Raw genomic sequence first — 18,456 nt, 5'->3', positions numbered from 1 at the left:
TTTGCCACTTAGCTCCGCTTATGTCCACACAATCGTTTATGTACTCAGCCTTCCGCAAGTGCCTGCTACCCCTGGTTCTGCTGCTGACTCAGGTGGACGCTCGGAGCCAGACTGCCCCGGCGCTTATTCCGGCCCACGACCCGGTAATGGCGCAGCAGAATGGCACGTACTACATGTTCTGCACGGGGCCCGGCATTGCGGTATGGTCGTCGAAGGACCGGAAAACCTGGACCCGGGAGAAACCCGTTTTCGCCCAGGCGCCGGCCTGGGCCACCCAGGCCGTGCCGGGCTTTAAAAACAACCACATCTGGGCGCCCGATATTTCCTTTCATAACGGCATGTATTCGTTGTTTTACTCGGTTTCGGCCTTTGGCAAAAACACATCCTGCATCGGGCTGGCCACGAATAAAACCCTGGACCCCAATTCCAAAGACTACCAGTGGGTCGACCAGGGCCGGGTGGTGCAGTCGGTGCCGGGGCGCGACATGTGGAACGCCATTGACCCCCACCTGATCCGCGACGAGGCGGGCGCGCCCTGGCTGTCATTTGGCTCTTTCTGGGAGGGTATCAAGCTGGTCAAGCTCCGCCCCGACCTCACGGCCCCGGCCCAGCCTGAGCAGTGGCGCACCCTTGCCAAACGCCCCCGCAGCCCCCAGCTCAACGATTCATTGCCCGGCGACGGCGCCATTGAAGCTCCGTTTATTTTCCGCCGGAACGGCTACTACTACCTCTTCACCTCCTTCGATTACTGCTGCCGCGGCCCCCAAAGCACGTACAAGATTATGGTGGGCCGCGCTAAGTCCGTTACAGGACCTTACGTAGACAAAGCCGGCACGCCTCTGGAGCAGGGCGGCGGCACCCAGGTACTGGCCGGCGACAAGGACTGGTTTGGCCTGGGCCACAACTCCGTGTACACCTTCGACAAGACGGATTACCTGGTTTTTCACGGCTACGACGCCGCCGACAAGGGCCACTCCAAGCTTCGGCTGGAAAAGCTCAGCTGGGATGCGGCGGGCTGGCCGGTAGTTCAGCCTTAAGGGCAAAACCGTTGCATGGATGCACAATCGTTTGTGTACATTGCTACGAAAATTTACTTTTCAACGTACATCTGAGGCCGCCAGCTACCGGCACCGATTTCGGTATCGATTCCGGTCCTTTTTCTCATGCTCCGCTACGGGTAAGCCTGGCCCAAGGCCCCGCGAAGCCGTAGCTTGGCATTTATCCTACCTTTTTCTGACTTTCTGTGACCCACTCTGCTACTTCCCCCGCTGAACTAAGCGTGAACACCATCCGGCTGCTGTCCGTCGATATGGTGCAGGCCGCCAACTCCGGCCATCCGGGCCTACCACTCGGGGCCGCGCCCATGGCCTACGTACTGTTTTCCCGCTTTCTGCGCTTCAACCCCCAGGACCCTACCTGGCCGAACCGTGACCGGTTTGTGTTGTCGGCGGGGCACGGCTCGGCCCTGCTCTACAGCCTGCTGCACCTCTATGGCTACGATTTGTCGCTGGACGATTTGAAGGCCTTCCGGCAGCTGCACTCCCGCACGCCGGGCCACCCGGAGTCCAACATCACGCCGGGGGTAGAAGTCACGACCGGGCCCCTGGGGCAGGGATTTGCCAACGGGGTGGGCATGGCCATGGCCGAAGCCCATCTGGCGGCCGTCTATAACCAGCCGGGCTACCCTCTAATGGACCATTACACGTACGCCATCGTCTCGGACGGAGACCTGATGGAAGGCATTGCGGCCGAGGCAGCCTCGCTGGCAGGCCACCTGAAGCTGGGCAAGCTCATCTACCTCTACGACGACAACGACATCTGCCTGGACGGCCCCACCAACCTTTCCTACACCGAGGACGCCCTGGCCCGCTTCGCAGCCTACGGCTGGCACACCCAGCGTGTAGCGGACGGTAACGACCTGGACGCCATTGAGGCCGCTATCCGGGCGGCCCAGCAGGAAACGGAGCGCCCCTCCCTTATCTCGGTGAAAACCATCATCGGCTACGGCAGCCCCCAGGAAGGCACCAGCAAAGTGCACGGCTCGCCGCTGGGCCCCGACAACCTGAAAAAAGCCAAAGAATTTTTCGGCTTCGACCCCGAAGCCACTTTTATCGTGCCCGAAGAAGTACGCACGCACCTGGCCGAGGCCGGGCAGCGCGGCGCGCAGCTGCAGGCAGAATGGCAGCAGAAAACAGAGGCGTTCCGGCAGGAGTACCCAACAGCGTGGGAACTGTTCCGAACTTCGTTTGCGGGCGAGCTGCCCGCGGGCTGGGATGCCTCGCTGCCCGTTTTCACCGCCGCCGATGGGGCTCTGGCGACCCGGCAGGCCTCGGGCAAGGCCCTGAACGCCCTGAAGCAGTCGGTGCCCTTCCTGTTTGGGGGCTCCGCCGACTTGGCCAGTTCCAACGAAATGCCCACCAGCGGGGCTGTGAGCTTTCAGCCTGGCTCTTATGAGCACAACAACATCTGGTTTGGGGTGCGCGAGCACGCCATGGGCGGGGCGATGAACGGCATGGCCCACCACGGCGGCGTGCGCGCTTACGGCGGCACCTTCCTCACCTTCTCCGACTACATGCGCGGGGCTATTCGGCTTACGGCCCTGGCCGAGTCGGCCGCCACGTTTGTGTTCACCCACGACAGCATCGGGTTGGGCGAGGACGGGCCTACTCACCAGCCAGTGGAACAGGTAGCGGCCCTGCGCACCATCCCGAACATTGTGGTGCTGCGCCCCGCCGACGCCAACGAAACCGTGGAATCCTGGCGCGTGGCCCTGACTACCCCTAAGTCGCCGGTGGTACTTATTCTCTCGCGCCAGAAGCTGCCGGTGCTCGACCAAAGCCAGTTCGGCTCGGCCCGGGAGGGCGTGGCCCGTGGCGCCTACATCCTGCGCGAAGCCGAAGGCAGTCAGCCCCAGCTGCTGCTACTGGCTACTGGCTCGGAAGTGTCGCTGGCACTGCAGGCCCAGGAAGCGCTACAGCAACAAGGCGTAGCCACCCGCGTAGTAAGCATGCCGTCGTGGGAGCTGTTTGAGAAGCAGGACAAGGCCTATCAGCAGCAGGTGCTACCGCCCGCGGTGCGCAAGCGCGTGGCCATTGAGGCCGGCTCACCGATGGGCTGGCACAAGTACGTGACCGACGAGGGAACCGTCATTGCCATGAACCGCTTCGGCGAATCGGGCCCCGGGGAGGCGGTTTTGGAGCTGTTCGGTTTCTCAGTCGAGAATGTGGTGAAGCAGGCCCACCAGGTGCTGCAGGGCCAGCCCGCCGAAATCGAGAAGAAGGAAGTGCTGTCGTAATACTTGTTGAATTCAAAAGAACGTCATGCTGAGCTTGTCGAAGCATCGCTACCGCTTTGTTGCCCGGTTCAGGTTAGTGAGCAGTTTTCGTTGAGGCTTCTTTGCTTAGCCAGCGGTAGCGATGCTTCGCTTCAACTCAGCATGACAATAGCACCACAACGTCAGCCCGCGAGATGCTTCGGCTCCGCCTCTGCATGACGTTCATTAGCCCATCTACTCCATTACCTCATCACCCCATCACCCCATCACCTTCATCTCCTCCTCTTTCCCATATGAACCCACTCGTTGCCATTCACAATTTCGGCCAGAGCATCTGGCTGGACTATATTCGCCGTAACATCCTGCATAATGGAGAGTTACAGCGCCTGATTACCGAAGATGGGCTGCGGGGCGTGACCTCTAACCCCGCCATTTTCGAGAAAGCCATTGCCGGCTCCGACGACTACGCCGACGACATCCGCCAACTGGCCCAGCGGGGCCTCTCGGCCGACCAGATTTACGCCGAGCTGGCCGTGGCCGATGTGCAACAGGCCTGTGACCTGCTGCGCCCCCTCTACGACCACCCCGAAAACGGCGGCGATGGGTACGTTAGCCTGGAAGTATCGCCGGAGTTGGTGAACGATACCGAGGGTACGGTAGCCGAAGGCCTGCATTTCTGGCAAAAGGTAAACCGCCCCAACGTGATGATTAAAGTGCCTGCTACCCCGGCGGGCTTACCGGCTATTCGGCAGCTGATTGCCGCGGGCGTCAACGTCAACGTCACCCTGATTTTCAGCGTGGAGCGCTACCGTCTGGTGGCCGAAGCCTTCCTGGCGGGCCTCGAAGACCGGGTGGCGGCCGGGAAGCCCATCCGCCGGATTGACTCGGTGGCCAGCTTCTTTCTGAGCCGGATTGACGTGCTGATTGACCCCCAGCTGGAAAAAATGGCGGCGGAAGGCGGCGAAAAAGGAGCGTTGGCCCAGAGCCTGGTAGGGCAGGTAGCCATTGCCAGCGCCAAGCGGGCCTACGAGGTGTTCCAGGAACTATTTGCCGGTCCGCGCTGGGAAGCGCTGCGGGCACAGGGCGCCCAACCCCAGCGCTTGCTGTGGGCCAGCACCGGCAACAAGAACCCCAACTACGACGACTTGAAGTACGTGGAAGCCCTCATCGGCCCGAACACGGTGAACACCATCCCGGTGGAAACCCTGGACTACTACCGGGCCAAGGGCCAGCCGGCCAACCGCCTGGCCGACAAGCAGGAAATTGCCGTACTCGACCGGCTGCCGGAGCTGGGCCTCGACCTGGAAGCCCTGAGCAACCAATTGGAGCAGGAAGGCGCCCAGAAGTTCACCGAGCCCTTCGGCAAACTCATGCGCGTGCTGGAGCAGAAGCGCCAGGAAGCTCTGGCCAGCACCCCGGCATAGCTGGCTTTCCACCCGCGCAACCGGGGTAGCCTCAGCTCCTGCTGGTCTTGTTGAAGTAAGTGCCCCGGCGCCATTTTTCGGCTGGTGAATACTGCTAGTGTTACCGTGAAGCGGGGAAGGCCTGGGGCCCTCTCCGCTTTTTCTTACCATGTTTTTCTATGGCGGAGCGTACTCCCGTCCAGCACCGGGTAGCAGTTAGCGCCCTATTCTTTGTGGCCGGCCTGTGTTTCGCCTCCTGGGCTTCCCGCATTCCCGACATCGGGCTGCAGCTCAAGCTTAGTGAAGGCGAACTGGGCCAATTGCTGCTGGCTTTGCCCGTGGGCTCCATGCTGGCGCTGCCGGTAGCGGGCTGGCTGGTCCATACGTACGGCAGCCGGCTGATAGTGCTGACGGCTACCTGCCTGTACGCTGGCTTTTTGCCTTTGTTAGGCTGGGCCGGGGGCTTCTGGAGTTTGGCGGGTAGCCTGGTGCTTTTTGGCTTTGCGGGCAATCTGCTCAACATTTCCGTGAACACCCAAGCCATTGGCGTACAGGCGGCGTACGGCAAACCCATCATGGCTTCCTTCCACGGGCTGTGGAGTCTGGCCGGCTTTCTGGGTGGGGCTGTGGGCACCCTCCTACTTCACTGGCGCTACACCCCGCTCCAGCACTTTCTGCTCATTACGGGTGGTGGGCTGCTGCTCACCTTGCTGGCCCACCAGCGTACCCTGCCCCTGGATACCCGCCCTGATGCAGGCGGACCTAGCCTACGCCGCCCAGAGCCCTACCTGGTACGCATTGGCCTGATTGCCTTTTGTGGAATGCTCTGCGAGGGTTGCATGTTTGACTGGAGCGGAGTGTACTTTCAGAAGGTAGTGCGGCCAGATGCCTCCCTGGTTACGGCTGGATACGTGGCCTGCATGAGTACCATGGCCCTGGGCCGCTTCATCTCCGATTACTTCACCCACCGCTTTGGAACCAGCCGCATGCTGCAACTCAGCAGCGCCCTGATTACGCTTGGGTTGCTGCTGGCGGTGATTTGGCCATCAGTAGTGCCCGCCGGGGTAGGGTTTCTGTTGGTGGGTTTCGGCATTGCCTCCGTTACGCCGCTGGCGTACAGCGCCGCTGGTCAATCTACGACGGTGTCGCCGGGCGTGGCTTTGGCTACAGTGTCCTCCATTGGTTACCTGGGGTTTCTGCTGGGGCCGCCCCTAATTGGACTAGTAGCGGAAGCTCTGAACTTGCGTGTGTCGTTTGCCCTCGTAGCTGGGCTGGGCGCTGCTATTGGGTTACTGGCAGTTCGGGCAGAATTACAGCCTATTTCCTCTAAAGTTGCGACCCGGCCTCAAGGGCAGCTCCCACCGGCTTCCGCGAACGTATTTCTCGAGTAACTCTATAGTGATAGCCGGATACCTGTTTATAGTAGAGGGCATTTCCGCAGGGTATGTTTTTCTTAAACGCATAGCATCTCTTACTCTAGATTATATAGGTAGTCACGCTACATTTTTAATAATAGCAGTGTGTGCTAAAAAAGACCTGTAATAATTTATTGGTTATTTGTTACGATTTCGCTAATCTTACTCACGCAAGTTATCACTGCTGCGGAAGAGCGGTTTCTTACCCAAATATTCCTCCCAGCCCTCCCAGGTCCGTATTTCTCATCGAGCCTTTTTTTGTGACCCAGTACACAATCGTTTGTGAAGTAAAATAAACACAAACGATTGTGTTAGTCTTTCCATAATTCCCACACCCTCTTACATGAAAAAGCCTATACCCAAGATGCGTCGGGCCACCATCCCAGCCCTGCTCTGCTGCCTACCCTTGCAGCCTGCCTTAGCCCACGGCGTTGGCATTACCAGTGATTCTCCTACTCATCAGCTAGCAGCTTCCCGCGCTGATATTACCGTCTCAGGCCGCGTTGTGGATGAGAAGGGAAGCGGCCTACCGGGCGTGAACGTTATTGTAAAAGGCTCCACTGTCGGCACCCAAACCGATGCCGACGGCCGCTTCACGCTAACGGCCCCCGACAATGGCACGCTGCAGTTTTCCTTTGTAGGCTACACTGCCCAGGAAGTGCCCGTCAGCGGCCGCACCTCGGTAAATGTGGCCCTCGCTCCCGACAGCCGCAGCCTCTCCGAGGTAGTGGTAGTGGGCTACCTAACAGAGAATCGCCAGAACGTAACCAGTGCCGTCAGCAGTCTTGACGTCAAAGAAGCCAATAAAGCCCCCGTTGCCACGACCACACAAGCATTGCAGGGACGTTTACCTGGCGTACAAGTAACAGGTTCCGGTGGCCCGGGTGATGCTCCTATCGTGAATATCCGCGGTATTGGCACGCTAGGTAATGCCAGCAGCGGCCCGCTTTACGTGATTGACGGCTTGTGGACAGATAACATCCGGGATTTGAACCCCAATGACATCGAAAGCCTGAACATCTTGAAAGATGCTTCCTCCACAGCCGTATACGGTTCGCGTGGGGCCAACGGAGTTATTCAAATTACCACCAAGAAGGGCCGGGCCGGCGCTCCTGCCATCAGCTTTAATGGGTACCGGGGCGTGGACCAGGTGTACAAGCGCTACAACCTGACTAATGCCAGTGAATGGGCCGACCGTGCGGTTATTGCTTACCGGAACGCGGGGCTTGACCCGCTCTTTAACGGGCAGAATAGCCTGCCTGGGGCAGTAAAAGGTCCGGGTGGAGCCTTCAACCCGAATGTTGACACGGACTGGCAAAATGAGTTTTTTCAGACAGGTATCATTGAAGATTACAACCTGTCGCTGTCAGGGGGTAGCGCCGGCGAGAAAACAGCTACTAACTTCCTGGTTTCGGGCGAGTTCTTCCATCAGGAAGGCATTGCCAAAGGTCCGGATTTCAAGCGATACAGCCTCCGTCTGAACTCGGGGTTGACTCGGGGCCGATTGAAGTTCCAGGAGAACGTCCAGCTTACCCACTTGGACGCCACGTTGCTAAATGGCGCGCCCTTCATCGACATTCTGACGATGATTCCGAATATTCCGGTGTACGATGCCGCCAACACGGGCGGCTTTGGCACTGGTTCGCCCGCCCTTAACACCTTCGCTACCAACCCCATTGGGGCCCAGCAGCTCCTGCGCCGCACCCAATCCGATAACCGCCTGGCTGGCAACATCAGCACCGATTTTTCCTTCTTTGACTTTCTGAGCTACCGGCTGAATGTGGCTATGGATGGGCACACCTACAGCAATGCCGATGCTCAGCAGGAAGGTATTTTGCGGCAAAACACACCCATTGCTACCTCCAGCCTCAACGAATTTTTGGGTTACGACTTGTTTTTGCTGGGCGAAAACAGCTTGAATTTCACCAAGCAGTTTGGCGACCACAGCATTAATGCGGTGGCTGGCTACTCCGAGCAAAGCTACCGTCAGCATAACGTGCAGGCGGGGGCGCAGGGCTTTACTAGCTCGCCTCAGTACTATTTCGAGCTAGGCTCGGGCCAGGAGAAAGGCGTTATAGGGGGTAGCTCATTTAAATACACCAAACGCTCCTTTTTTGCGCAGGCCACCTACGATTTTAAGAACCGCTACCTCTTGTCGGTAAGTGGGCGCCGGGATGGTTCCTCGCGCTTTACTCCACAAAACCGCTGGGGTAATTTCGGGGCCGCTTCTGTGGGCTGGCGCATCAGCGAGGAGGGCTTCTTCAAGAATGCCGTTCCCGCCATCAATAACCTGAAACTGCGGGCCAGCTATGGATCCAATGGCAACGACGCCCTAAATGGCCTGTATGGTGGCAGCTACTTACCCTACCCCATCGTTGGCCAGAACGTGAACTACGTTATCGGTACCAGCCAAACCATTGTAAATGGTGCCTCGCAGCTGGCCCTACCCAGCCCCGACATTCGTTGGGAAGACCGGTACACGAAAAACATTGGTTTGGACCTGAGTGTGCTGGATGACCGCTTGACGCTTGCCACGGATTACTACGTTTCGCAAACCCGCAACGCGCTGGCTCCAGTGCAAGTGCTGACTTACCTAGGCCACTTCGGTCAGGCGCTCTATCAGAACGCCGGTGACATTGAGAACCGGGGGCTGGAAGTAGCCCTAGGCTACCACGAAAACCGGAAAGCCTTCACTTACGGCGCTGACTTTACCCTAACCACTGTAAAAAACAAGCTAACGGCGGTGCCCGTGGAAGGTCAGGTATTTGAAGGCGGGGAGCTGTTCACGCGTTCGGCAGTAGGTACTTCTCTGGGGGAGTTTTTCCTGATTCCGTTTGACGGCATCTTCCAGTCGCAGGAAGAAGTAAACAACCATAAGAATGCCGCCGGCACGATTATTCAGCCCTATGCCTCACCCGGGGATGTGCGCTACAAAGACACCAACGGCGACGGAAATATTACCAACAGCGACGCAGTGTATTCCGGCAGGTCTATTCCTAACCTACTGATGGGACTAAACCTAACGGCCGGCTTCAAAGGCTTTGATCTGTCCGTTTTCTTTAACTCATCGAGCGGCAACAAAATTTACAACTCTGCCCGCCGGGACCTGGAAAGCTACGCTGGCCCCAACAACTACAACGCTGACGTAGAGCCCTGGACGCCGGAAAACCCTTCCTCTACTACCCCTCGCTTGCTGCAAGGTGGGGGCCTGGGCAACTTAGGTCGGGCGGCCTCCTCTAACTCCTTGGCCAACACCACGCGCTGGCTGGAAGACGGCTCCTACATCCGGCTGCGCAACATTCAGCTGGGTTACACCTTCCCCAAAACGCTAACCAGCAAAGTGCCCAGCCTGGGTAGCATACGGGTGTACGTAACGGGTCGTAACGTATTCACCATCACAGACTATACGGGCTACGACCCGGAAGTTACTGGTACCGGCTTCTTTAGCCGCGGAGTTGACTTCAGTGCCTACCCCAACGTGCGCAGCTTCACGGGCGGCCTGCAGGTCAACTTCTAACGCCTCCCGGCGCGCCGGGTGCTTACCCGTATCCCACTTCCCACCGCTTTTTCTAGCTCTAAATGAAAACCAATAAAATAGCCGCCCTTTTACTCGCGGGTAGCCTGTTCATGACTACGGCTTGCGAGAAGGACCTACTGGATCAGTCCAATCCTAACGCCCCCACCACCGATCAGTTCTGGAAAACTGAAACGGATGCCATAAAAGGGGTATTTGCCTGCTACTCCGGACTGCAGCAGTTTGCCTGCTACTACCGCAGCTGGCACTTCATGGCTCACCGCTCCGATGAATCGTACAGCCAAAGCCCGTTCGTAGCCCTGGCCGACTTTACCCGCTTCATCCAACCCGACGTGGATTTCTTCATCTCCTCGTTTGCGTGGAATGATTACTACCGGACTATTTACCGGACCAACCAGGTAATTACCCACGTGCCCGACATTCAGATGGAGGAGACGCTCAAAAAGCGCCTAGTGGCCGAAGCCCGGTTTGTCCGGGCCCTGTCTTATTTTGATTTGGCCTATTTCTTTGGCAATGTACCCCTGATTACCGTGGAGCCAACCCTGGCAACCCGGGCGCCCCAGGCTACGCAAGCCCAGACGGAAGCTTTCCTGATTTCCGAGCTCCAAGCCATCATCCCGGACCTGCCGTTTTCTTACCCCGATTCGGATAAAGGCCGCGCTACGAAGGGCTCGGCTCAGGCCCTGCTGGCCAAGGTGTACATGCAGCAGCGCAAGTGGACAGAGGCCTCCGGTATATTCGCCCAGATTATAAGCTCCGGGCAATACTCGCTGGTACCCAACTACGTGGATAACTTCACGCAAAGCAACGAGAACAACCGCGAGTCGGTATTCGAGGTGCAGTTCACCAACGAAAATAATACGCGGCTTGAGGTAGGGCAAGGACAGGACAATGCTTCCTCCTCGGAAACTCACGACCGGCCTAACTTCTTTGGCCCTCCCGGCGCCACCTTCGCCGACGTACAGCCTCGTCGGTGGCTTCTGGATGCCTACACGGACTCCACCACTACCTTTGCCCCCGGCAGCCGGACCCGTCACCTGATTGACCCCCGCCGCGACATGAACATCATTCACGCGGGCAACCCAGACCGGTTTTATGGAGTGACTTTCGCCGAGGCCACTCAGATTCGCAAGTTTTCCTGGCGGACTGACCAACTTTACTGGCGCAAGTACCTCAGCGACCGGGAGGTATCCTACAACCCTGCCCGCCCGGATGACCCGCTGGAGAACTTCTCTTCGGGGTACAACTTCCGGGTTATTCGCTACGCCGACGTGCTACTTATGCAGGCCGAAGCGCTTACCGAACTTGGACAAACCGGCGCTGCGCTACCCCTGATCAACCAAGTGCGTGCCCGCGTAAACCTGGCTCCTTTAACGAATGCTTCCCAAACCCAGCTGCGCCAGCTCATCCGTCTGGAACGCGCTAAGGAGCTGGCTGGGGAAGGCACCCGCTGGTTTGATATCCTGCGCTATGGTCTAATGGATGATGCCGCTGGTATTAGTGAGCTACGGTCCCGCGACGCTGACTTCACAAACTTCCGGTTAGGCGTATCCAAGCTGCTGCCCATTCCGCGCCGGGATCTTGCCATCGACCCAAACCTGAAGCAAAACCCTGGCTATTAAGCCACTATCAGTAACTAAATACACTTAAACAGCCGCTCTGGGCCCTGCTTGGAGCGGCTGTTTACTTCTAGTAACCCTACCTGCTTACGCTCTGCTGATACTACAATGAATCTATCTTTTGGCGTATTGCTGCGTCACCGATTGCCAGTCCTGCTGGTGATACTAGGCCTACTGAGCTGTGAGAAGGAAGCAAACACCACAACCTCGCCGCCGGTAGTTACGCCAGGTCTTGGCACCTCCTTCTCTAACCCGCTCCTGCCCTCGGGCCCCGACCCGTGGGTGTATTATAAAGATGGGATGTATTACTACCTGCACACCACTAACACGAACCTGCGCATTTGGAAAACGGCCAACATGTCGGAGTTAGGCTCAACTTCCAGTGTGGTGGCTTGGACGCCTCCGCCCGCGGGGCCAGCTTCGGGCAACTTGTGGGCGCCGGAGTTATACTTCCTGGATGGCAAGTGGTACATCTACTATTCAGCGGGGCCGGCTGGCACGGACCTGGGCCGGCAGCGAACCTGGGTACTGGAAAATTCGGCCGCTGACCCAACCACTGGCACGTGGGTAGACAAAGGCCAGATTGCAAGCCCGGGCGCCGATTTCTGGGCCATTGACGGCACGGTACTGGAGCAAAACAACAAGCGCTATTTTATCTGGTCGGGGCACAACGGTACGGACGCCGTACAGCGACTCTATATTTCTCTGATGAGCAATCCGTGGACGCTGACGGGGCCGCGAGTGGAGCTTTCTCACCCCGAGTTTAACTGGGAAGCCAATGGCTTCGGAGTAAACGAAGGACCGGAAATTCTGAAGCACGGCACCAACACCTTCTTGGTGTACTCGGCTAGCTTTTGCGGCACCGACCAGTACGCGCTGGGCCTGCTCACAACCAGTGCCACAGCCGACCCGACGCTGCCTACCTCCTGGACCAAATCGGCGCGGCCGGTATTCTCCCAAAATCCTGCCGGCCGGGCCTACGCCACGGGCCACAACTCCTTTTTTCAGTCGAAGGACGGCACGGAAGACTGGATTCTGTACCACGCCAACTCCAACCCCAACGAAGGCTGCGTGGAAAAGCGTAACCCGCGCATGCAGAGGTTTACCTGGAACCCCGACGGCACTCCCAACTTTGGCGTGCCCGTGGCCATCAACACCCTTCTGCCCCGCCCCAGCGGCGAATAACGGCTGGCAGTTATCCATTCTGTTCTTCTTACTTCCCACCACTATGAACCTACTTCTTCTCTTGTCCCAGCGTGGTAGCCTGCGGCATACATTACGGAGCGTCTACCGTCGTCTGCCGGTGCTGGTAGGCCTAACGCTACTCCTGCTCGGTCTTGGCCGGCCGGCTTATGCTCTGCAGGGTTTTACCGGCGTGCATGACCCGTCTACTATCGTAAAGGAGGGCAACAAGTACTGGATATTTGCCACTGGTCAGGGCATTTACAGCATGTACTCCACCGATCTGGTGAACTGGACGCCAGGGCCGCGCGCGGTATTTGTTAACAATGCCTACCCCAGCTGGATCAATACCAAGGTACCTGGCTTTACGGGCAACTTCTGGGCCCCGGAGTGCATTTTCATGAATGGCAAGTACTACTTGTACTATTCTTGTTCCTCCTTCGGCTCCAAGGTATCAGCCATTGGCTTGGCTACCAACGTCACGCTTGACCCCGCCAGCCCTAACTATAAGTGGGAAGATCAGGGCGAGGTAGTATCTACCACGGCCAGCAGCGCCGTTAACGCCATTGATCCGGCCGTTTTCCGCGACACCAATAATGACGTATGGTTTACCTACGGCTCCTTTTTCGGGGGGCTGCGCGTGGTCCAACTCAATGCCAGCACGGGCAAATTTCTCAATGGCACTAATACCCCACAAGTAGCCGTAGCAAACAACGCGGGCAGCGTAGTGGAAGCGGCCTTCCTAACTAAGCACGACGCGTATTACTACCTCTTCATTAACCGCGGCAACTGCTGCCAAGGCAGCAGCAGCACCTATCACATCCTGGTAGGTCGCTCTAGTTCGCCTACGGGTCCCTTCCTTGATCAGGCGGGCACTGACCTAAACAACGGCGGAGGCACGATGGTACTCAACAGCGGGGGGCGCTACACGGGGCCTGGCCACGCAGGCATCTTCCAAGAAGGGGGCGTGAACTACTTCTCGCACCACTATTATGACAACGAGGACCGGGGCGACCCTAAGTTGGGGTTAGCTAAACTCACGTGGAGCACGGCCGGATGGCCCGTAGTAAGCCGAGACTGGGTGACGGCAGGCCGGTACGAAATCAAAAACCAGAACAGCAACCTGATTTGGGATGCCTGGGGCTGCACGGGCGTTTCGGGGCAGATGATTGCCCAGGGTACCGCGGCTGGCTTGGACTGTCAGCGCTGGGACTTCACCGCCTTAGGCAACGGTGAATATAAAATCACCAACGCTTTGGGCGGGTTAGCCGCCGACGTTTCAGGTTGTTCCCCAGATGCGGGGTCTAAGCTGCAGTTGTTTGCCTACAACGGCTTACCCTGCCAGCGCTTTCGCATCGACCGCGCCAATGATGGGACTTTAGTTCTGGCGTCGGCTAATGGCAACCGGGTAGTGGAAGTGCCCAACGCCTCAACTGCCGCCGGGCAGCAGCTGGGGCTGTGGGACTACAATGGCTGTAGTTGCCAACGCTGGTCGCTTACGCCCACCAATACGCCCCTGGCAACAAAGGGCGCGCAGCTCCAGGGCATCAGCGTATATCCGGTTCCGGCGGGGCAGCAGGGCTTCACCATTGAACTAGGCAGCCAGTCGGCTCGGGAGGTTACCCAGGTGGAGATCCGCAACCTGCTGGGAGCGGTCCTGTATCAGCATACCTTTGGTAAGCAGCTGACTACCCTGCCGGTTGCCGCAGGCCTGCAGCCAGGGGTTTATCTGGTGCATGTACGCCGCTCCAGCGGCTCTTTAACACAAAAGATAACCGTTCTATAAACTGAGTTTAGCCGGTGGAGAGGCCGTATTACCGACTTCTTCACCGGCTTTTTTTCTTTTACAAACACAAACGATTGTGTAGAACCAAAAGGTTTTTCTACTTTACACACATATTCGCTCATTTTCTGGCAACAAAAACGATATACAACAAACGTATTTCAATACAACATCTTGATTTACATACAGTTAATTAGCAAAATCACTTACACAATCCATTGTTTTTGTGTTGATCAAAACTGACGGACACCGTATTCCTCCTACCTACTTACTTGACCTCGTAGAAATTCCCACTTCCTCCGCTCATGACAAAACGTAACCGCGTCGGTACATTAACTACCAGTATGGCTGGGCTCCTGCTCATGGCTAGCTGCAATCAGTCAGCCCCAAGTGAAACCTCGGCCGCCGGTACCTCCCCAACCATGACTGATTCTACCCAAACTGCCACGACCGGAACGGCATCAGCGCCTACCTCCGCCTCATTCGGCAAAACCTCGGATGGTACTGAGGTGCAGCTCTACTCGCTCACGAACGCCCACGGTCTAAAGGTGAACATCACCAATTACGGGGGCACAATTACCAGTCTGCTAGTGCCCGACAAGGCCGGTAAGCTCGGTGACGTGGTGCTGGGCTTCGACAACGTGAGCGGCTATCAGAGTCCGGAGTTTCTTAAGTCGGGGCCGTACTTCGGGGCGCTCATCGGGCGCTACGGCAACCGCATAGCCAAGGGCAAGTTCACCCTCGATGGCAAAGAGTACACCCTGGCCAAAAACAACGGCGAAAACACCTTGCACGGAGGAAAAAAGGGTTTTGACAAAGTAGTGTGGCAGGCCCAGCCTGGTTCCTCGGCCGACGGCCAGACGCTGACGCTGACGTATCTGAGCAAGGACGGCGAGGAAGGCTACCCCGGCAACCTCACCGTGAAGGTCGTCTACACCCTCACCTCCGACGACGCCCTGAAGATTGACTACTCGGCTACCACCGACAAGGCCACGCCCGTTAACCTCACCAACCACGCCTACTTCAACCTGGGCCTGGGCCAGACCAAGGACATCCTGGGCCACGAGGTGACTATTGCCGCCGACCGCTACAACGTGGTGGACGCCGGCCTTATCCCGACCGGTGAGCTGCGCCCCGTCAAAGGCACGCCCTTCGACTTTACTACCCCCCACACCATTGGGGAGAGAATCGGGCAGGTGCCCGGCGGCTACGACCACAACTGGGCCCTGAGCCAGACCAGCGGCCTGCATACGGCCGCTGCGGTGTACGAGCCAACTTCGGGCCGCACCATGACGGTGCAAACCACCGAGCCCGGCCTGCAGTTTTACACGGGTAACTTCCTCGATGGGACCCTGAAGGGCAAAGGCGGCACTGTCTACGGCAAGCACGCGGGCTTCTGCATGGAAACCCAGCATTTCCCCGACTCGCCCAACCAGCCCAAGTTCCCGACTACCCTCTTAAAGCCGGGCCAGACTCTGCAGTCAACGACCATCTACACCTTTGGCGTGCGACAATAGGTGACTCAGTGAAGTGGTGATTTAGTGAGTTTGACACTGTAGTGTCAGTACGAAACCCACTGAGTTGCTACACCACCAGTTCACTGCATCAGTAATACACTGCATCACTAACTCACTTTCCCGTGGAAACCACCCATTCAGCATCTTCCCAGTCGGAAGCCTATGTTATCGGCATCGACTACGGCTCCGATTCCGTGCGGGCCGTGCTGGTAAATGCCCATACGGGCCAGGAAATTGCCCAGGCCGTGCATCTGTACGCCCGCTGGAAGGAGCAGCGCTACTGCAATGCCACCAAAAACCAGTTCCGCCAGCACCCCCTCGACCACATTGAGGGCCTGGAAGCCACTGTGCGCCAAGTAGCAAAGCACGTACCCGCCGAGCAGATTGTCGGCCTAGCCATTGACACCACCGGCTCCACGCCGGGTCCGGTGGATGAGCACGGCGTGGCTCTGGCGCTCAAGCCCGGCTTCGAGGAAAACCCGAATGCCATGTTCGTGCTCTGGAAAGACCACACGGCCCTACCCGAAGCCGCCGAAATCAACCAGAAAGCCCGCACCTGGGGCGGCGAAGACTACACGCAGTATGAGGGCGGCATCTACTCTTCGGAGTGGTTTTGGGCCAAAATTGCCCACGTCGTGCGCGAAGACGAGGCCGTGGCCCAAGCCGCCTACTCCTGGATGGAGCATTGCGACTGGCTGACGCTGCTGCTGACCGGCGGGGAGTTGAAAACCTTTAAGCGCAGCCGCTGCGCTGCCGGCCACAAAGCCATGTGGCACGAGAGCTGGGGCGGCCTACCCTCTGAAGACTTCCTAACCCTGCTGGAGCCCAAATTGGGCGGCCTGCGCGAGCGACTGTTCGAGCAAACCTACACCGCCGACGAAGTAGCCGGTAACTTATCAGAAGAGTGGGCCCAGCGCCTAGGCCTGACCACCAACACGGTGGTAGCGGTAGGTTCATTTGACGCTCACGCCGGCGCCGTGGCGGGTGAAATCGAGGCGTACTCCATGGTGAAAGTAATGGGCACTTCCACCTGCGACATTGTGGTGGCTCCCATGGAGGAAGTAGGTAGCAAGCTGGTACCCGGCATCTGCGGGCAGGTCGATGGCTCCGTGATTCCGGGCATGCTGGGGCTGGAGGCCGGGCAATCGGCGGTAGGCGACCTGTTGGCCTGGTTCCGCCAGGTGATTGAGTGGCCGTTGCGCGCGCTCCTACCCCAATCCTCAGCTTTAACCCCGGAGCAGCAGGAAGCCCTGCGCGAGGAGTTGAGCGACAAGATGATGGCCGAACTGAACAAAGCCGCCGCGGCCGTCAACCCCGATGAATCTCAGGTGCTGGCCCTGGACTGGGTGAACGGCCGCCGCACGCCCGACGCCAACCAGGCCCTGAAAGGCGCCCTCATGAACCTTACGATGGGCACCTCGGCCCCCCAGATTTTCCGGGCCCTGGTCGAGTCCATCTGCTACGGCTCCAAGCAAATCGTGGAGCGCTTCGAGCAGGAAGGCATTCCGATTAAGCAGGTGATTGGCCTGGGCGGCGTGGCCAAGAAGTCGGGCTTTATGATGCAGACCCTGGCCGACGTACTCAACCGCCCGATTAAGGTAGCCGAATCGGACCAGGCCCCCGCCCTGGGCTCGGCCATGTACGCGGCCGTAGCGGCCGGCATCCACCCCGATGTGGTAACAGCCCAGAAAGCCATGGGCAACGGGTTTGCCGAAACCTACACGCCCAACCCCGCCCGCGTGGCCGACTACCAGCGCCGCTACGAGCAGTACCAGGCCTTCGGGCAATACATAGAGCAAGCTACCCAGCTGCAGGCCGGCGAGGTTGCCGAAACAGAACTAGTCAATCAGGCATGAGCCAGTATCAAGACCTAAAGCAGGCCTGCTACGAGGCCAACATGCAGCTGCCCCAGCTCGGGCTGGTGCTCTTCACCTTTGGCAATGCCAGCGTAGTCGACCGTGAAAACCGCGTGTTTGCCATCAAGCCCAGCGGCGTGCCCTACGCCACGCTCCGGCCCGAAGACATCGTCATCGTGAGCTTTGCCAACGAGATTGTGGAAGGCACCAAGCGCCCTTCTTCCGATACCAAAACCCACGCGGTGCTCTACAGCCACTGGGAGCATATCGGGGGCATTGTGCACACGCACTCTACCTACGCCACGGCCTGGGCCCAGGCCCAACTCGACATCCCCATTCTGGGCACTACCCACGCCGACCATCTTACGGCCGACATTCCCTGCGCCCCGCCCATGAACGACCAGATGATTGCCGGCGACTACGAACACCAGACCGGCTGGCAGATCATCAACGAGTTTCAGCGCCGCGGCCTCTCGCCCGAAGAGGTGGAAATGGTGCTGCTGAGCAACCACGCCCCCTTCACCTGGGGCAAAACGGTGGAGAAAGCCGTCTACCACAGCGCCGTGCTGGAAGAAGTGGCCCGCATGGCCTACCTCAGCTGCACCCTCCGCCCCGACGTGCCCCGCCTCAAGGACTCCTTGATTACCAAGCACTACGAGCGCAAGCACGGCGCGCATTCCTACTACGGGCAGTCGTAAGGACACTGCTTACCATAAGAATGCGTCATGCTGAGCTTGTCGAAGCATCTCTCCCGCTGGCTAATTCATACTACCTAACGAAGCGGGAGAGATGCTTCGACTGCGCTCAGCATGACACTAGTAAATAGTATCACAACGTCAGCACGCGAGCTGCTTCGGCTTTGCCTCTGCATG

At 58.4% G+C, this 18,456-nt stretch carries 11 protein-coding genes; all 11 read left to right on the top strand.

The window, feature by feature from the left end; translation table 11 throughout:
• The first annotated feature begins 20 nt into the window (after window positions 1-20).
• Window positions 21-1,037, top strand: a complete 1,017-nt coding sequence (locus tag IEW18_RS13260; protein WP_229728733.1) for an arabinan endo-1,5-alpha-L-arabinosidase — start codon at window positions 21-23, stop codon at window positions 1,035-1,037.
• Between the two features lie 206 nt (window positions 1,038-1,243).
• A complete protein-coding gene (gene tkt / locus IEW18_RS13255) occupies window positions 1,244-3,295 on the top strand; it encodes a transketolase (RefSeq protein ID WP_188558340.1) in 2,052 nt (683 codons plus the stop codon).
• A 272-nt stretch (window positions 3,296-3,567) separates the two neighbouring features.
• Window positions 3,568-4,698 carry a transaldolase gene (tal, locus tag IEW18_RS13250; protein ID WP_188558339.1) on the top strand — a complete coding sequence of 377 codons (1,131 nt, stop codon included), beginning with the start codon at window positions 3,568-3,570 and terminating at the stop codon, window positions 4,696-4,698.
• 158 nt (window positions 4,699-4,856) lie between these two features.
• A complete protein-coding gene (locus IEW18_RS13245; protein WP_188558338.1) occupies window positions 4,857-6,068 on the top strand; it encodes an MFS transporter in 1,212 nt (403 codons plus the stop codon).
• 367 nt (window positions 6,069-6,435) lie between these two features.
• Window positions 6,436-9,609 (top strand): SusC/RagA family TonB-linked outer membrane protein, encoded by a 3,174-nt coding sequence (locus tag IEW18_RS13240; protein ID WP_188558337.1) that lies wholly within the window; start codon window positions 6,436-6,438, stop codon window positions 9,607-9,609.
• Between the two features lie 62 nt (window positions 9,610-9,671).
• Entirely contained in the window at window positions 9,672-11,249 is a 1,578-nt protein-coding gene (locus IEW18_RS13235) for a RagB/SusD family nutrient uptake outer membrane protein (protein ID WP_188558336.1), read from the top strand.
• 105 nt (window positions 11,250-11,354) lie between these two features.
• Window positions 11,355-12,431 carry a glycoside hydrolase family 43 protein gene (locus IEW18_RS13230; protein ID WP_188558335.1) on the top strand — a complete coding sequence of 359 codons (1,077 nt, stop codon included), beginning with the start codon at window positions 11,355-11,357 and terminating at the stop codon, window positions 12,429-12,431.
• 43 nt (window positions 12,432-12,474) lie between these two features.
• Window positions 12,475-14,214 carry a family 43 glycosylhydrolase gene (locus IEW18_RS13225; protein ID WP_188558334.1) on the top strand — a complete coding sequence of 580 codons (1,740 nt, stop codon included), beginning with the start codon at window positions 12,475-12,477 and terminating at the stop codon, window positions 14,212-14,214.
• 419 nt (window positions 14,215-14,633) lie between these two features.
• Window positions 14,634-15,728, top strand: coding sequence for an aldose epimerase family protein (locus IEW18_RS13220; protein WP_229728732.1), 1,095 nt, complete (start codon window positions 14,634-14,636; stop codon window positions 15,726-15,728).
• A 122-nt stretch (window positions 15,729-15,850) separates the two neighbouring features.
• A complete protein-coding gene (locus IEW18_RS13215; protein WP_188558333.1) occupies window positions 15,851-17,584 on the top strand; it encodes a ribulokinase in 1,734 nt (577 codons plus the stop codon).
• On the top strand, window positions 17,581-18,282 hold the full coding sequence (locus IEW18_RS13210; protein WP_188558332.1) for an L-ribulose-5-phosphate 4-epimerase: 702 nt from the start codon (window positions 17,581-17,583) through the stop codon (window positions 18,280-18,282). Before IEW18_RS13215 ends, IEW18_RS13210 begins: the two co-directional genes overlap by 4 nt.
• Window positions 18,283-18,456: the final 174 nt, after the last annotated feature.

It is taken from the genome of Hymenobacter glacieicola, from assembly GCF_014640315.1.
Lineage (GTDB): Bacteria > Bacteroidota > Bacteroidia > Cytophagales > Hymenobacteraceae > Hymenobacter > Hymenobacter glacieicola.
The sequence above is the reverse complement of the archived record's forward strand: the minus strand, read 5'-3'. Positions and strand labels throughout refer to the sequence as shown.